The 15,078-nt window shown below is 40.4% G+C and carries 11 protein-coding genes; 7 read left to right on the top strand and 4 right to left on the bottom strand.

Going from position 1 to position 15,078, the window contains the following annotated elements; genetic code table 11:
* Positions 1-11: 11 nt before the first annotated feature.
* Positions 12-1,451 carry a Gfo/Idh/MocA family protein gene (locus KZC02_RS18470; protein ID WP_221390055.1) on the top strand — a complete coding sequence of 480 codons (1,440 nt, stop codon included), beginning with the start codon at positions 12-14 and terminating at the stop codon, positions 1,449-1,451.
* Positions 1,452-1,509: 58 nt separating this feature from the next.
* Here the strand turns inward: KZC02_RS18470 and KZC02_RS18465 are convergent, their stop codons facing one another.
* Positions 1,510-2,370, bottom strand: a complete 861-nt coding sequence (locus KZC02_RS18465; RefSeq protein ID WP_221390054.1) for an AraC family transcriptional regulator — start codon at positions 2,368-2,370, stop codon at positions 1,510-1,512.
* Between the two features lie 339 nt (positions 2,371-2,709).
* Here KZC02_RS18465 and KZC02_RS18460 point away from each other — a divergent pair, with 339 nt between their 5' ends.
* The 3 genes from KZC02_RS18460 (at position 2,710) to KZC02_RS18450 (ending at position 5,309) form a co-directional block, all read left to right on the top strand.
* Positions 2,710-3,141 carry a hypothetical protein gene (locus KZC02_RS18460; RefSeq protein WP_221390053.1) on the top strand — a complete coding sequence of 144 codons (432 nt, stop codon included), beginning with the start codon at positions 2,710-2,712 and terminating at the stop codon, positions 3,139-3,141.
* A 242-nt stretch (positions 3,142-3,383) separates the two neighbouring features.
* Positions 3,384-4,196 carry a sugar phosphate isomerase/epimerase gene (locus KZC02_RS18455; protein ID WP_229253665.1) on the top strand — a complete coding sequence of 271 codons (813 nt, stop codon included), beginning with the start codon at positions 3,384-3,386 and terminating at the stop codon, positions 4,194-4,196.
* 252 nt (positions 4,197-4,448) lie between these two features.
* Positions 4,449-5,309 (top strand): pirin family protein, encoded by an 861-nt coding sequence (locus tag KZC02_RS18450; protein WP_221390051.1) that lies wholly within the window; start codon positions 4,449-4,451, stop codon positions 5,307-5,309.
* A 77-nt stretch (positions 5,310-5,386) separates the two neighbouring features.
* Here KZC02_RS18450 and KZC02_RS18445 read toward each other — a convergent pair whose 3' ends face one another.
* Positions 5,387-6,820: a glycoside hydrolase family 125 protein gene (locus tag KZC02_RS18445; RefSeq protein WP_221390050.1), complete on the bottom strand. Its 1,434-nt coding sequence runs from the start codon at positions 6,818-6,820 to the stop codon at positions 5,387-5,389.
* A gap of 231 nt (positions 6,821-7,051) precedes the next feature.
* Here KZC02_RS18445 and KZC02_RS18440 point away from each other — a divergent pair, with 231 nt between their 5' ends.
* Entirely contained in the window at positions 7,052-7,588 is a 537-nt protein-coding gene (locus KZC02_RS18440) for a hypothetical protein (protein ID WP_221390049.1), read from the top strand.
* 80 nt (positions 7,589-7,668) lie between these two features.
* Here KZC02_RS18440 and KZC02_RS18435 read toward each other — a convergent pair whose 3' ends face one another.
* The gene (locus KZC02_RS18435) at positions 7,669-11,895 is read right to left on the bottom strand and encodes a M4 family metallopeptidase (RefSeq protein WP_221390048.1); all 4,227 of its coding nucleotides are present in this window, start codon (positions 11,893-11,895) and stop codon (positions 7,669-7,671) included.
* 305 nt (positions 11,896-12,200) lie between these two features.
* A complete protein-coding gene (locus KZC02_RS18430; protein WP_221390047.1) occupies positions 12,201-12,758 on the bottom strand; it encodes a GNAT family N-acetyltransferase in 558 nt (185 codons plus the stop codon).
* Between the two features lie 324 nt (positions 12,759-13,082).
* On the opposite strand from KZC02_RS18430, the gene KZC02_RS18425 reads away from it, so the two are divergent.
* Positions 13,083-14,207, top strand: coding sequence for a Gfo/Idh/MocA family protein (locus KZC02_RS18425; RefSeq protein ID WP_221390046.1), 1,125 nt, complete (start codon positions 13,083-13,085; stop codon positions 14,205-14,207).
* Positions 14,208-14,577: 370 nt separating this feature from the next.
* The gene (gene tnpA / locus KZC02_RS18420) at positions 14,578-15,054 is read left to right on the top strand and encodes an IS200/IS605 family transposase (protein ID WP_221390045.1); all 477 of its coding nucleotides are present in this window, start codon (positions 14,578-14,580) and stop codon (positions 15,052-15,054) included.
* The last annotated feature ends 24 nt before the right edge of the window (positions 15,055-15,078 follow it).

The following is a 15,078-nucleotide window of genomic DNA, read 5'->3' as shown; positions in this document are numbered from 1 at the left end:
TCCTAAGTCCAATGAAAAATATCACAGAAGAAAATAACCAGGACAGAAGATCCTTCCTAAAAAAAGCAGCCACCGGCACAGCAGGTATTATTGCAGCATCCATGTTCCCGGCCATTGTACCTTCGAGTGTTTTTGGGAAAAATGCACCAAGCAACAAAATCAATATCGGGCAGATTGGTTTTGGCAGGATCGGATCCTCACACGATTTACCCGAAGTAATTAAAAATGAGGCAGCACACGTAATTGCCGTGGCCGATCTGGATAAAAACCGGCTGGCAAATGGTAAAATCTGGATTGAAAAGAAATATGCAGAGCGTACCGGAAAAGAGAAATATCTGGAAGTAAAAACGTACGATGATTATCATGAACTTTTGGCAAGAAAAGATATTGATGCTGTCATAATCAGTACACCCGACCACTGGCACGCGCAACCTGCCATGGAGGCGGCCGTAGCAGGCAAACACATTTATATGCAAAAACCGACTTCTCTTACCATTAAGGAAGGGCGCATGATGGCAGACATGATCATTAAGAAAAAGGTCATTTTTCAACTTGGAAGCCAACAGCGTTCTATGAATCCATGGCCGCAATTTAAAAGAACCTGCGAGCTGGTAAGGAACGGGCGGATTGGTAAACTTAAAAAAGTATATGTTGGATTACCGGGTGACCCGGCTGGTGGAATTACAACAGAAATGCCTGTTCCGCCTAACCTGAACTATGATATGTGGCTGGGTTCCACGCCTGAAATTTATTATACCAAAGACCGCGTACATTCCCAGACTGACCCCCTAAATGAACGTCCGGGATGGTTACGTTTGGAGCAATTTGGTGCAGGGATGATCACCGGCTGGGGTTCACATCATATTGACATTGCGCACTGGGGAATGGACACTGAACTTACAGGGCCCATTGAAATTGAAGGTACAGCTTCTTTTCCTGCACCCGGTTCCGGATTATGGGACGTTCATGGCGATTTTCTGGTTCACTCCAAATATGCAAATGGCGTAGAAATGGAAATCGGCGGAACGAATCCGAATGGTATTAAATTTGAAGGAACTGATGGCTGGATCTTCGTTTCCCGTGGTAATGTAGGTGTTACTTCATCCGATCCGGGAGCCGCTGCTCCCGGCCAGAAAAATGAAGCATTTTACGCCAGTGACCCTAAAATCCTCGGATCAGTTATCCAGCAGGATGAAATCCATTTATATGAAAGCCCGGAACAGCACCAGAACTGGATTGAAAGTATTCAAAGTGGTAAACAAACGATCAGTCATGCTGAAATCGCGCAGCGTTCCTGCACAGCCTGCCTGCTTGCACATACGGCTATGAAACTGAAAAGAAAATTGAAATGGAATCCTGAAAAAGAAGATTTTATAGACGATGCCGAGGCAAGTGCAATGTTATCCAGACCTCAGCGCGGGCCTTATGGTACGAATTATGTGAAGGGGTAGCTCGGCAGACATTCCAGGTCCAGGCGTCCCCGTCTTTGGGACTTGGAATGTCTTCTATTCAGTAATTCCCCTTATAATCCCGAGGCGTATGCCCGATATATCTTTTAAAATTCCGGTTAAAATTAGATAGCGAATCAAAACCACTGTCATAAGCGATCTGGGCAATAGTCCATTGATCTTCCAGAAGCAATTTACAGGCATGGCCGATCCTGATCTCATTCACAAAATCGATAAAAGTTTTGTTGGATCTGGCTTTGAAATAACGGCAGAAAGCCGCCTCACTCATTCCGGCCAGTGAGGCTACGTCACCCAAACGAATATCCTGCGAGAAATGCTGTAAAACATAATTATGAACTTTCTGCATTCGCTCCGTTTCCGAAATTTTGTAGGTGTTTACATAGCCATAACTGGCAATAGGCGTTCCTCCTTCTTCGTGCGCAAGCCGGTCCAAAAGCGTTAACAAACGCAGGATACTTTGAAAACCTTCTATATTTTTCAGTGCTATCAACTCCGCACATACATGTTCCTGAAGAGCTCCTTTATATGAAATACCTCTTTTGGAATCAATAAGCAACTGGCGTATCGGAAGCATTTCGGGCTTGTCCAAAAGATCTTTACCTAAAAAATCTTCCTGAAAGTAAAGAACAACGCCGTGCGTATAAAGTGATGAATCTGAATTAAAATAAGCAGAATCGCTTCTCCATAAATGAGGAATATCGGGTCCCAGAAAAACGGTATCACCAGGCCCGAAAGTATGGATGGAATCTCCTATCAGCCGTTTCCCCGTTCCCTCTAAAACAGTGAACAGCTGGTAATGCGGGTGAAAATGCCAGTTGGGATCAAAATGAGGTTCTTTCAATTCCTGAACAGTCACGGTCCGAACCTGGCTTTCAATATTTTTATGAATTGGCGCTTTCATAATTACAATAACTTTATTTTGATCAAAAGCATTAGATTTTGTAAAAATACTGATCAATATTAAGTCTATAAATACTTTTAATTCGTTGAATAGAAAATACCCAGTGTAACTTCTAATTTACAGATCTCTAAATTCTGGTGAAATGTATATAATAAGAGTTTAATTATTAATAAAAGAAATACCATTCATACAACGTTATAATTTAATAAGGAATAATCAATTTAATCAAATTCCGGCATACTTTTTAACAGGATTATAACGCAGCGAAAAACCCCACTCAGAAACGGATTAAATAACATAAGTGATCCCTATATATCAGTCAGAAAAATATCTTTAAACATGAAAAACGTTAAATTCCGGATCTTTGCGATCATTTTCCCACTATTGGTCAGTTGTGGAAAAACAGCCACCACTGTGAACAGTGACAAAGAAATTACCGGCAACTGGCTGCTCGAAAGTGTCGTACAGCAAAATGATACAATTCACAGGCCTTCTAAAAAAAATGGTATTTATGATATAAGTATCACCTTTAAAGAAAAAGGTGAACTGGAAGCTACTTCTTCCACCAATTACCTTACCGGTTTTTACGAAACTGCACAACTGAACTCCATACAACTTGATGGTGACGGTACGGAAAGAAAGGAAACCCCGTGGGGAAATCTGTTTATAAACGCACTGCCGCACGTGAACATTTACGATCTTAAATCAAACAAGCTGATTTTATCCTGTGATAATGACAGTCAGCTGATTTTTGACCGGGTACAAAAGTAGTGTTCTGGTTAGAAAACGACTAGTTCCGGGAGAATGAAATGAGCTTATTAACTTTGTTAATAAGCTTTATTTTGCCATTAATTCTACAAATTACCTTTTGCAAATCAATATTTAATCACTTCTAATCAATTGCCGTTAATTATTTGGTATTTTATTGTTGTAAAATTGTACGATAGTTTAACCACGGCACAATCCAACCCTGCTTGCATTAACCGTTAAAATTGATATTGATGAAATTTAGTATGAATCTTCTCCTTTGGGGAAATCAAATTGATGACAGCCTTTTCCCAACCCTGGAACTGATTAAAGAAATTGGATTTGACGGTGTTGAAGTTCCCATATTTAATACTAATCCGGAGCACTGGTTTAAATTTCGGAAAAAACTGGATGACCTCGGATTACAATGTGAAACCGATACAATCTGCGGCCCTGATACCCATCTGATAAGTGCCGATCCTGCCATGCGCAGACATACCATTGGCCATCTTAAGAGTGCGCTGGATTGCTCACTGGTTTTGGGAGCAACCAAACTGATGGGCCCGTTTCATTCGGCATTGGGTGTTTTTACAGGAAAACCTGCAACAAAAGACGAATGGCAATGGGGAATTGAGGGGATTCGAGAAGTAGCAGATTATGCCGAATCGCTGGATATCACATTGGGCCTTGAGTATCTGAACCGGTTTGAATTATACCTGACCAGCTGCGGGGACGAACTGATCCGTTTTGTGGACGAAGTGAATCATCCTAATTGTACCATTATGTTTGATACTTTTCATGCAAATATTGAGGAGAAAAACATTGGAGATACAATACGAAAAGCCGGCGACCGAATTTCATTCATACAGCTTTCGGAGAACGACAGATCAACCCCAGGAAAAGGAAATGTGGATTGGGATGGTATTTTCAAAGCAATCAAAGATATTAAATATGATGGCTGGATCAGTATTGAAGCATTCAGCCCCAAACTGCCGGTAGCTAATATATGGCGTAAAATGTTTGATTCGGAAGAACAGCTGATGCGTGACGGACTGGCATTTATCAAGGCAAATATTTAGTTTTTATTAAAACCAAGTGGTTACTTACAATGCTAACCAATTAAAAGACACGTCTTAAATGTCATTTTTGGCACGACCAGTTTCAGGCCGGCAATAAGTAAAAGAAATAATTATATCGGGCACGATCAGAACCAAAGCTGCAATTAGCTTTTGTTCTGATCGTGCTTTTCTTGTCATTTTTACTGTCAAAATTAAAATTTTAAACTATTCTGTTTCTAAATGCATTGCTATTATAGAAACATTTAACATCAGATGAAAAAAGTAAAGGGCAAATACAGAGCACAACGCGCCGACATAAGCGGATTAATTACCTATCGCATCATGCCATCGCGCGAAGTTCCTATCGATCATCTTGAACCATTCCTTTTCCTGAATCATCACGGAGTGCAAACCTATCCTGCTAAAAACAGAGGATTACCATTTGGCCCACATCCACATAAAGGTTTTGAAACCGTTACTTTCGTTATTGAAGGAGATATTGTGCATACAGACAGCACAGGCTATAAAAGTCAGATTGAAGCAGGCGGAGTTCAATGGATGACTGCGGGAAAAGGAATTATACACGCTGAAAACTCTTCAAAAGAATTTCTTAAAAATGGCGGGAATGTTGAGATCCTGCAACTTTGGGTCAATCTACCAGCAAAATTAAAGAACATAGATCCGGCATATACAGGATTACAAAGCGACGATATCCCGCATATTGTACTGGACGAAGGCAGGGTAACTGTGGATGCGGTTTCAGGAAGCTGGGCTGGAGAAAACGGTAGTATTCAATCTTTGGCTGACGTACATCTTGCGACCATTCAGTTTAAAAATGAAGGGGTTTTCAATATTACTATCGAAGAAGGCAGATCTGTACTTTTTTATCTTATAAGCGGAAAAGTGAATGTGAATGGAGAAAATATTTACAAACTGGAATTGGTTGAATTCGATACTGAAGAAGGAATGATTGAAGTAAAAGCACTGGAAAACAGCTTGTTGCTGATTGGCCATGCCTTACCAAACAATGAACCTATAGTAGCACAGGGCCCATTCGTAATGAATACAGAAAAAGAAATCCGCGAAGCTTATGCCGATTACCAGCAGGGGAAATTTGGCAGCTGGAAGCATTAAGATTTTAAAATTTGTATGAACAATAAAGATAAAAGCCTGTTTTACATTAATAAACAGGCTTTTATCTTCATTGTTCATCAATAAACCTTCGCCAATAAGTGCGGCCTTTCTTTTTCCAGTTTCAGGATCAATTCTCCAAATAAAGTATTGACCCAGGCAAACCATTTACGCGTGAATTTGGACTGGTCATTTTTGTCAAAGGATTCGTGCATAAAACCTGTGTTGTTATGTGTGGTTTTGAGCAGTTTGAGTTGTGCTTCAATTTCAGCATCACTGGTTGAAGTAATAGCACGCGAAATAATTCCCATCGGCCATATCTGATCAATCAATGTATGCGGGCTGCCTAAGCCTTCCCCGGCTTTCCCTTTGAAAAAATAAGGATTGGAATCACTCAGCACAAATTTTCTGGTATTGACATAAACAGGATCTTTAACCGAAACGGCACCCAGATAAGGCATACTGATCAGACCGGGAATACCTGCGTCATCCATCAGTAAATAGTTACCAAAACCGTCCACTTCAAAGGCATAGATCTTACCAAATTGAGGGTGCGGATAAACAGCATATTTCTGTAATGCATTCTCCACTTCCGATGCAAGTGCTTTAAAATCAGAAGCAAGTTTGGCATCTTTCGAACCTGTTTTTTCCAAAAGTTCAGCTACTTCGCGGAAAGATACTACTGCAAAGAAATTGGAAGGAATAAAAAACGGGTACATTGCTGCATCATCCGAAGGCCGGAACGTACTGGCGATCAAACCATTTGGCTTTATCGGATTTCCATAACCATTACCAGGAACTGTGTCGGTCGACCAGGCAGTAGTACGGCCGAATTTATACGGGCCATGATTTTCTTTCCTTTGCTGTTCCTTACAGGTTTGCAGGATCAGGCGCATTGCTTTCAGCCAATCTGCATCAAATGGTGCGGTATCACCGGTAGTTTTCCAATAATTGTAAGCCAGCCTGATAGTATAACAAAGTGAATCCAGTTCCCATTTCCTTTCATGTAACATCGGTTTCATTTCTGTATGATCCGACGTCCATTCACTTTTTTTGGGGCTGTCGTAAAATGCATTGGCATAAGGATCAATGATGATACACTTCGTCTGACGGTTGATCAGCCCGGCTACCATTTCCTTTAAATGTGCGTCTTCTTTCAACAAAGGCAGATATGGCCAAACCTGTGCAGTGCTATCGCGAAGCCACATTGCATCAATATCACCGGTAATGACAAAAGTATCAGCTTTACCATCAATGGGTTTGAAATGAACCGTCGTATCAATTGTATTAGGAAAACAGTTTTCAAACAACCAGGCCAGTTCAGGATCTTTGATCACTTTTTTCATTCTGGTGATCGTCGCTTCCACTGCCGGACTGGTAAAACTGCGTTTATCAGCCGGAATGCGAACCACCGGAAAATCGGCTGCTGCACTTTTTGCAAAAGACCAGTTTGAAGCGGCAATTCCAGCCACTGCCAATGCACTGGTTTTTATAAATGTTCTGCGTTGAAACATAGGGTTTGGAATAATATTTAAATCTTGAAAAATTAAGGACGGGCAATTTAGGAAAAATAATTACGAAGTGATCCGTACATCCTGCTTGTATGTGATTTACTCAAAAACAAGATCTGCAACATATTAATATTCAGATAATTATATAATACTACGTTTGACAGCAAAATTTCAAATGTGATTGAAATTAAAAGTATTTTTCGTTAATTTTATAGATATTAAAACGTTACCTGTATGAAAACCAAAACCATATATTTGCCTTTTCTGCTGTTGATTATTTTCTCTGGCTGTATTGAAGATAACATTACAGTGGCAGATGAGCCGGAAGTTTATTTTGAGGTGGCCCACAGTAATTATGCCTGGAATACAACAAGAGAGGGTTTTGTGATCGATAAGGATGGCAATATCAGAACTTATGAAAATCCTGCAAGGTGGAATGTAGCTGATTCAACCAGGGGTATGCTCACAACATCCGAAATCAAGGAGAATATTGCAAAAACTGTGATGACTGATAAAAAAGTAGATGCATCAATACTTAAAAATTATGCAGAAAAAATTCCGGCTATCAGTACATCAGAATATACAAAACCTGCATCAGGTGGAAATGACCAGGGTATAACAAGCTATTACGCCTATCGGTTCGACCGGAAAAAGCAGGTTTATGTTTCAATTTTATTGAATGAAACAGGAGACTGGGAAAGGCAAAATAAAGACCAGGCCGCTATTGAAATTTCAGGCTGGCTTTCAGGAATAAAATCGGGAGTGAAATAATAACTGTTAAAATCATGAAAAAGCCGTTTTGCAGTAAATCTGCAAAACGGCTTTTTTCATTACAACGTAAACTAACTGGTTTACAATTTGACTATCGAGAAGTTATAGCTCGCTTTGTCGTCAGATATTATTATCTGATAAATACCAGCAGGTAATTTGTTCATATCCTGCGATACGGTTCCTTTGCTTGCTTTCACTTTCTCTTTCGTCATTACTATTTGTCCTGCCGAATTAATAATTTTCATGCTCACCTGTTTCATATCAGCATCCGGCAAATTAATGTTCAATACCGCCTGTACAGGATTTGGGAAATATACCAGTTCTTTCAGATTGGCGGCATCGATCACTACTATTCTGCTGTAAGCAAACTTCCCGTCCCTGTCAACTTGTTTCAAACGGTAGTAATTAAGCCCTTTTCCAAAATGAATATCGGTATACTTATAAGTATTGCGGACAGCCGAATTTCCTGCACTTGAAATTTTGGAAATTTCTGTGAAGTTTCTTGCGTTCGCAGACCGTTCGAGTACAAAATAATCGCTGTTCACCTCGCTCGTCGTTTCCCAGTTTAATGCATTTCCTTCATCCGTATGCTTTCCTTCGAACTTGGTAAGTGTCACAGGAAGAGGCCCAACCGGCGGTGCATCCGACAATCCAAAACCTGAAAAGCCCGAATCAAAAGTTGATGTGAAGGCAAAGTCAGTATTGAATGCAGAAGTCATCTGTACCTCGGCAAATGAACCATTCGCGACATTACCGGCTCCGATACTTCCCGGGCTTTTGCCCATAGAAGTTATATCGCCTCCATTAAAGTTGGGCAGTTCAGAAGCCTTGTAATAAAGCGTGATCTCATATTTACCATTTGGATTATTGAAAGTCGGCGTGACTTTGAATGTCTTTTTGGTAATACTATAAGTCAACAGCCAGGGTGTTTCGTCTTCTCCTGCCCTGTCTATCTGAACCGTCGTACAGCCATAGTCATGATCTGTCAGGTTTTTGATTTTAGCAATTACATTACCCGAAGCCTGGTCAAAGAATACGGCAGTGGCATTAGGCCCCAGATATTGCTCATCCGGCGTTAACGTTACTTCACTTTCTATTTGTGTAGGAATGGTACCGGATACTTTTACATTATCTATAGCCCACCAGAAGTCCCAGAATGCTTTGTACCTGAACCTGACCTTCATGGCAGCATTGGCATATTCTACAGGAATTGATATATCTCTCAGAACCGGGACGCTCCATGATCCTGATGTACCGGTTTGCTCTGTTTCTGTCAGCAGATTATGCCATTCAGAACCATCCCAAACATCGACCGTTGCTTCTTCATCAAAATCATCCTCACCCTCAAATATCTCGAAATATTCCAGGAAAGAAAGTTTAATAGATTTCATACCAATAGAGTTGAATGGGGCGGATTCTACAATTTTATTCAATTCTATAGGACCAGCTGCATCACTGTTAATAAATAAAAATGGCCGTCCGTCAGGATCCAGTGCTACACCATCAGATTGTACAACTGCCCAGTTTTCCGGATATTCTCCTTCATCAACAACCGTCCAATCCTCTGGCAAACCTGTATTAAAATTGACTGAAAGTGCTTCCACGGCTATAACACCAGGCTCAATATCATTGTCTACAATGGTAAGTGTATGCTGCTGGTTAAACGATTCCGGAAAAGCATCTCCTCCTTCCAGTGAATAAGTCAGTACAATGGTTTCATTTTCCTCCACATAGGCATCGTTATATATCCTCACTTTCACATCCTGCGATAATTTTCCTGCCTGTAAAGTAAATGTACCGGGTGTGAGATTATAATCAGCGGTGGTACCCAGCGTAGCCGTTCCTGCGGACTTAATCGTTACGGTTACGGGAGCTGACGGAGCTTTATTAATTTGTACCTTAACAATTTTTTCAACGTATGTCAGACATTCCGCAGGTGCAGGCCTGCTAATAGTAGCTTCTGCTTCATTGGCAACTGTTGCAGTTGCAGCAAATTGTACAGATGTAGCAGCACAGGAATAAACGCGCACATTATCAATATACCAGCCATCCCATCCGTTGCATCCATCCGTACCCAGATCCCATCGAAACTGGATCGTTTCACCATCATCCAGTCCCAATGCACTCAGGTTAATACGGCTTTGTCCCCACGATGTTGTAACTGACCCTTCGTCGGCGCCTGAAAAAGCTGGCTGGCCTTGTAAAGGATTGGTGTTGTCTTCCTCTTCCGTTGCCAATGTCAGATTGTATCCGTTTGCTATAAATGCGGATGTTGGTACGAGAGTCCATTCCCCGCTTCCGATTTTGTATCTGATATTACCGCCATCATAAAGTGATTCTAATGATATAAAATGATCAAAAGCCATGTTAAAAGGCCCGGATGCATCTTCAGGAATCGTTATTTGCGGGCTGATAAAACTAATAATGCCATTTTGAAGGTTGGACGTACAATTTCCGGTATCCAAATCAATTCCGAACATAACTTTACCAGATCTTCCACCAGGTGCAGTTTCATTCAGTACCCAGTTACGTGGCGTCCAGGTTTCCTCACTTCCATTGTTAGAAACAGTCCATGCAGCAATCCCGGATTCAAAATCATCGTAAAAAATAGCATTCTCTTCCAATCCACCGATACAAATATCTGCCACCTGTTCAAACAATGGTTCGAAGTCACAATTGGGTTCTCTTCTCAACTCCACTGCCATCAATACTTTCTCCAGTTGTTCCGCATCCTCTTCAGTAATCACTTCTCCGGAAGAACCAGGAGCGGTGTCCGAAGTAGATAAACCCTGAAGATCCTCTCCGATCAAGGCCTGCAATGAGGCTGCCAGAATATCAGCCTGCGAAGCAAAATCAGTGGTTTTTGTCATATAGTTAAACTGCGCATGCCAAAAAATATGTGCAGCTTTTGTAAATCCAAGACCAGTAATTGTCTGTCCGTTGTAAGTACCACCGTCGACCAGTAGAGCATATGCATGATTCATCACACCGGAGTTTAAGTGGACGCCACCAGCATCAGCACTTGAACACCAGTATTGAGTGTCTGAAACTTTACCTGCATTACCATCACAGGTAGGATCCCACATATCCCGGAAGGCACCATTTGTAGCAATCGCCTGTTCACCTATTCTCCACCGGTCTGAACTTGAACATCCTGTTCTGAGTACATTACTTTCATCACCATCAAAATAACCATTTAGCTGATCAACGGTTTCACCCCATATATCAGAATAAGACTCGTTTAATGCACCGGACTGCCATGCATATATCAACCCACTGGTATATTCAGTATAGGCATGTCCCCATTCGTGTGCGACTATGTCATCAGATGCAATTTCATCACAATAATTTGCAGTTCCGCCTCCCCAGTTCGCATTAGGACAATTAATATCGGGATTATTATGTGTCGTAATCATTGCTGCATCCGCATTATCGTATGATACATAGCCGAAAGCATTTTTCATTAAATTATAAATTTGGTTCGCCGACTCTATTTCCGATCGTTGCCATACGTTTAATTCACCCGGAAAAGCATCTCCCTCTTTCCAAATAAGATTCTCTGATGGGTTGGCAGGATCGTAAGTCTGGTCATACAGTTTTCTATCTATACTATGCATACCAGTAAATTGCTCTACCAAAGCCTTTGTATGCGCATCTATGTACAGAAATTCCCGTATATCTGCATCGTTCCTTACTTCTACTTCATACACCAGATGAGTAGCACCCTGGTAACCTTGTGCCAAACCTTTCTGAAATACATACAGATTGTTTTGTTTTACTTTTAAAGGGGCTTTAAGGTTCCCCCATTTTTTCCCTGTAATATACTTCATCGCAATTCTGCCCGCCTCATCCTTTGAAACAGAAGGGGTTGGGTTCAGCTTGGTAACCGGAATAAAATTTCCATTCAGCGAGGCAAGATCGGCCGATTTATTAAAATGGAATTTCAAAATACCGTCAAAAACAGGCACTCCTTTGTAATACTGCTGTACTACAACGTGTTCCAGTCCATAGTTGTCCCGCTTGCTCTCTTTTACCAGATAGGTATCTTTCTGCGGCTGGATCCCAAACAAATCGGGATTCAATTTTAAAAATGAAATGGCTCTATCCTGAACTGATCCGCCGGTAAGTTTCAAAGCTCTGCCCGAAGGAAACCTGATAAAGCTAATAGATTTGGTTGCTTTGTCAACTGTTGGTACAGCGCCCGTTTTCGCAACAAATTCATCGATTTTACTTTTTACTGCATTCTGAGCGAATGATGTTAAGGTACAAAACATCAAATAAAAAGCAATTTGTAAATTGTTTTTCATATACGTTTTAATTGAATTGAGTAACTTATTAATTGAAAATAAAGGAAATTATTTCCAATGTCAACCATATGTTATTTAATGGTTTAGAAATATATTAAGTACTCATATCAATGTAAAAATAATTCTAACTAACTGTAAACATGTATGTTGACAGAATAACATTGTTTTACATAGCTAACAATTTGAACTACTAATTTCATTAAAAGCCCGAATTATTAAGGATGTGGACTGCACCGCAATCATTCGTACAGCTATTTTGGGTTAGTCCAAACATCAATTAAATGAACTCTATCTTATATACGCAATCAGATTTTATTTTCTTTTACCATATGAAAATAGCGATGTCCCATAAAATCCTTTTCACCTGCTATGAAAAAGCCAAGACTTTCATAAAACCTCTTAGCATCCGGATTCTCTAAATCGACGATCAGGCCAACCCGTTTATAACCCAGGGAATATCCTCTTTCACAAAAAGCATGAATCAGTTTTTTACCAATTCCTTTTCCCTGATGTGCAGGATGAACCTGAATACAGTCCAGATAATATTCTCCCGCCTCAGTTTCATCATTCGGAGTAAAACCTGGCTGTGTTTTCCTGATCTGATCCAAAACCGGTTGTCTTAACTGATGCAAAAGTGCGCCATCATATCCAGTTACCGATCCCAGAATTTCCATTTCCTCTTCAAGAACTAATGTGTTCTCGTAACTGTACTGGTTATTTTCCTTGGCAAAAAAGCGCTCAAAAAAAGGAATTGCATCTTCATAACGGTCGGAATTTGCAAAAATGCCTGCTATATGTCCCATTGAAAGAATAAACAAAGGTGCCACTTGCCGGGCATCTTCTGGTGTAGCCTGTCGTATCATAGCCTGAAATTACATTTTTTCAAGATCCGGAATATTCAAATAACCTATTCAAGCCATATTTTGCTTTAAATTCAATCTTCAATGCAAAATTAGTCAAAATACAGTCAGTACTAATCAAATGCGGTAAAGTTTTTGGTATTATTTTGCTTTAAAATTGTATTGTCAAATTAAAATTTTGTTGACTTAATCAACTCTTGCCACAATATATTTAGTTAAACCAAATTCTTAACGAAGCCAGGATGTAATTAGCAGGATTTCAGTCTTTGATACAAATCCTGATTTAATCGGTCAATGGTTTTCATTCTTAACTCTCAATTAATAAATATGTCTCAGAAAATTAATGTTGCAATCGTCGGACTGGGCTTTGGAGCCGAATTTATTCCTATTTATCAGCAGCATCCTCATGCGAATATGTATGCAATTTGTCAGCGTACAGAATCCAAATTGAATGAAGTTGGTGATCAGTATGGTATCGACGTGCGTTATACCAGTTATGATGACCTGCTGAATGATCCGCTGGTAGATGCCGTTCACATTAATTCTCCAATTCCGAACCACGCAGAACAAACCCTGAAAGCATTACGCGCCGGAAAACATGTAGCTTGTACAGTACCAATGGCTACCAGTGTGGAAGATTGCATGGAAATTGTGAAAGTGAGTAAAGAGACAGGGAAAAAATATATGATGATGGAAACCGTGGTCTATGCTCGGGAATTCCTTTTTGTGAAAGAATTGTACGAAAAAGGAGAATTGGGAAAAGTCCAGTTCCTGAAAGCCAGCCATCAGCAGGATATGGAAGGCTGGCCTGACTACTGGCCCGGCTTGCCTCCGATGCATTACGCGACGCATTGTGTTGGCCCGGTTGCAGGATTGTTGAAACTGGAAGCCGAATATGTATCCTGCTTCGGATCAGGAACGATCAGTGAAGACCTTGCAAAAATACATAACTCGCCATTTGCTGTTGAATCGGCACATATCAAATTTAAAGACAGCGATTTGTCTGCATATGTATACCGCTCGCTTTTTGATGTAGCGCGTCAGTACCGTGAAAGTTTTGAAGTATACGGAAGTAAAAAATCATTTGAATGGCCGTTAATTGAAGGTGAAGATCCGGTGATCCATACAGCTAAAAAGGCTGAACATGAAATTGCAGAACGTGTTCCAACACCTGATTATGCACATTTACTTCCGACTGAAATTCAACATTTCACTGGAAAAGGGGTTTATGATCTGGATGATCATTCACATTTGTCATTTGTCCAAGGAGGCGGCCACGGTGGTTCGCACCCGCATTTGGCCAACGAGTTTATCAGCGCATTAATTGAAGATCGCGAGCCATTCCCGAATGCATGGCAATCGGCGAATTGGACAAGCGTTGGCATTTTGGCGCATGAATCTGCGTTGCAAGGTGGCGCGTTGATTCAGTTGCCTGATTTTCAAAATGTTTAGTCTGGGTTAGAGCAAAATCAACATTTACGTGAACAATGACATTTTAGAGTTCAGCGTGAATTGAAAAAGGCGTTTGAATCGGATTATTATTGCGGTGCGCTGCACCTTCCCGTACGTCTTTTTCATCTTTCTTTCTACCGCGCGGCGGACCGCAAGTAGCCCGGTGCTCTGCACCTGCTAGCTAAAACATATCTGAAATTGACAGGTGCAGAGCACCGAGCTATTTGTAGAATTGGAATTGCCGTGACATTTTTCAAGGTGCAGCGCACCGCAATAAAAAACGATTGCTAACGCATTCAAACGAATTTTAAAAACTTAATACACTCAACAAAAACCCAATAAAAAATGAAATCAAACTACTTCATCATCAATGGCAAATACCTACACACAACTATACATTCAACTCGTATTTTCTGTACAAGGCAGAGAAAGCTTAATAAGTAAATCATGGAAGGATGAACTATACGCATACATCGGGGGAATTATCCTGACCAACAAATCCAAACCTTTGGCAATAAACGGAATGCCGGATCACATTCACATTTTTATCGGGTATAATCCGACGACAGCTTTACCAGATTTGGTGGAAGAAATCAAAACATCATCCAACAGATTTTTAAAAGAAAAATATAAAACACAAGTGTTCAACTGGCAGAAGGGGTACGGAGCGTTTTCATTTAATCGATCGCACGTAGACGCAGTAATTAAGTATATAAGCAATCAGGAAAAGCACCATCAAATTCATACATTTAAGCAGGAATATCTTAAAATGCTCAATGATTTTGAAATAGAGTACAAAGACAATTATTTATTTGATTTTCAGGATATTTCTTCCTGGGAAAACTAAGATTTTACAATACAAAATTCCTAA

This window comes from Dyadobacter sp. NIV53 (assembly GCF_019711195.1).
In the GTDB taxonomy this organism is placed as follows: Bacteria; Bacteroidota; Bacteroidia; order Cytophagales; family Spirosomataceae; genus Dyadobacter.
The sequence above is the reverse complement of the archived record's forward strand: the minus strand, read 5'-3'. Positions and strand labels throughout refer to the sequence as shown.

Coding starts and splice junctions, on each gene's coding strand:
- KZC02_RS18470 (WP_221390055.1), top strand. CDS start 12: ATGAAAAATATCACAGAAGAAAATAACCAGGACAGAAGATCCTTCCTA.
- KZC02_RS18465 (WP_221390054.1), bottom strand. CDS start 2,370: ATGAAAGCGCCAATTCATAAAAATATTGAAAGCCAGGTTCGGACCGTG.
- KZC02_RS18460 (WP_221390053.1), top strand. CDS start 2,710: ATGAAAAACGTTAAATTCCGGATCTTTGCGATCATTTTCCCACTATTG.
- KZC02_RS18455 (WP_229253665.1), top strand. CDS start 3,384: ATGAATCTTCTCCTTTGGGGAAATCAAATTGATGACAGCCTTTTCCCA.
- KZC02_RS18450 (WP_221390051.1), top strand. CDS start 4,449: ATGAAAAAAGTAAAGGGCAAATACAGAGCACAACGCGCCGACATAAGC.
- KZC02_RS18445 (WP_221390050.1), bottom strand. CDS start 6,820: ATGTTTCAACGCAGAACATTTATAAAAACCAGTGCATTGGCAGTGGCT.
- KZC02_RS18440 (WP_221390049.1), top strand. CDS start 7,052: ATGAAAACCAAAACCATATATTTGCCTTTTCTGCTGTTGATTATTTTC.
- KZC02_RS18435 (WP_221390048.1), bottom strand. CDS start 11,895: ATGAAAAACAATTTACAAATTGCTTTTTATTTGATGTTTTGTACCTTA.
- KZC02_RS18430 (WP_221390047.1), bottom strand. CDS start 12,758: ATGATACGACAGGCTACACCAGAAGATGCCCGGCAAGTGGCACCTTTG.
- KZC02_RS18425 (WP_221390046.1), top strand. CDS start 13,083: ATGTCTCAGAAAATTAATGTTGCAATCGTCGGACTGGGCTTTGGAGCC.
- tnpA (WP_221390045.1), top strand. CDS start 14,578: ATGGCAAATACCTACACACAACTATACATTCAACTCGTATTTTCTGTA.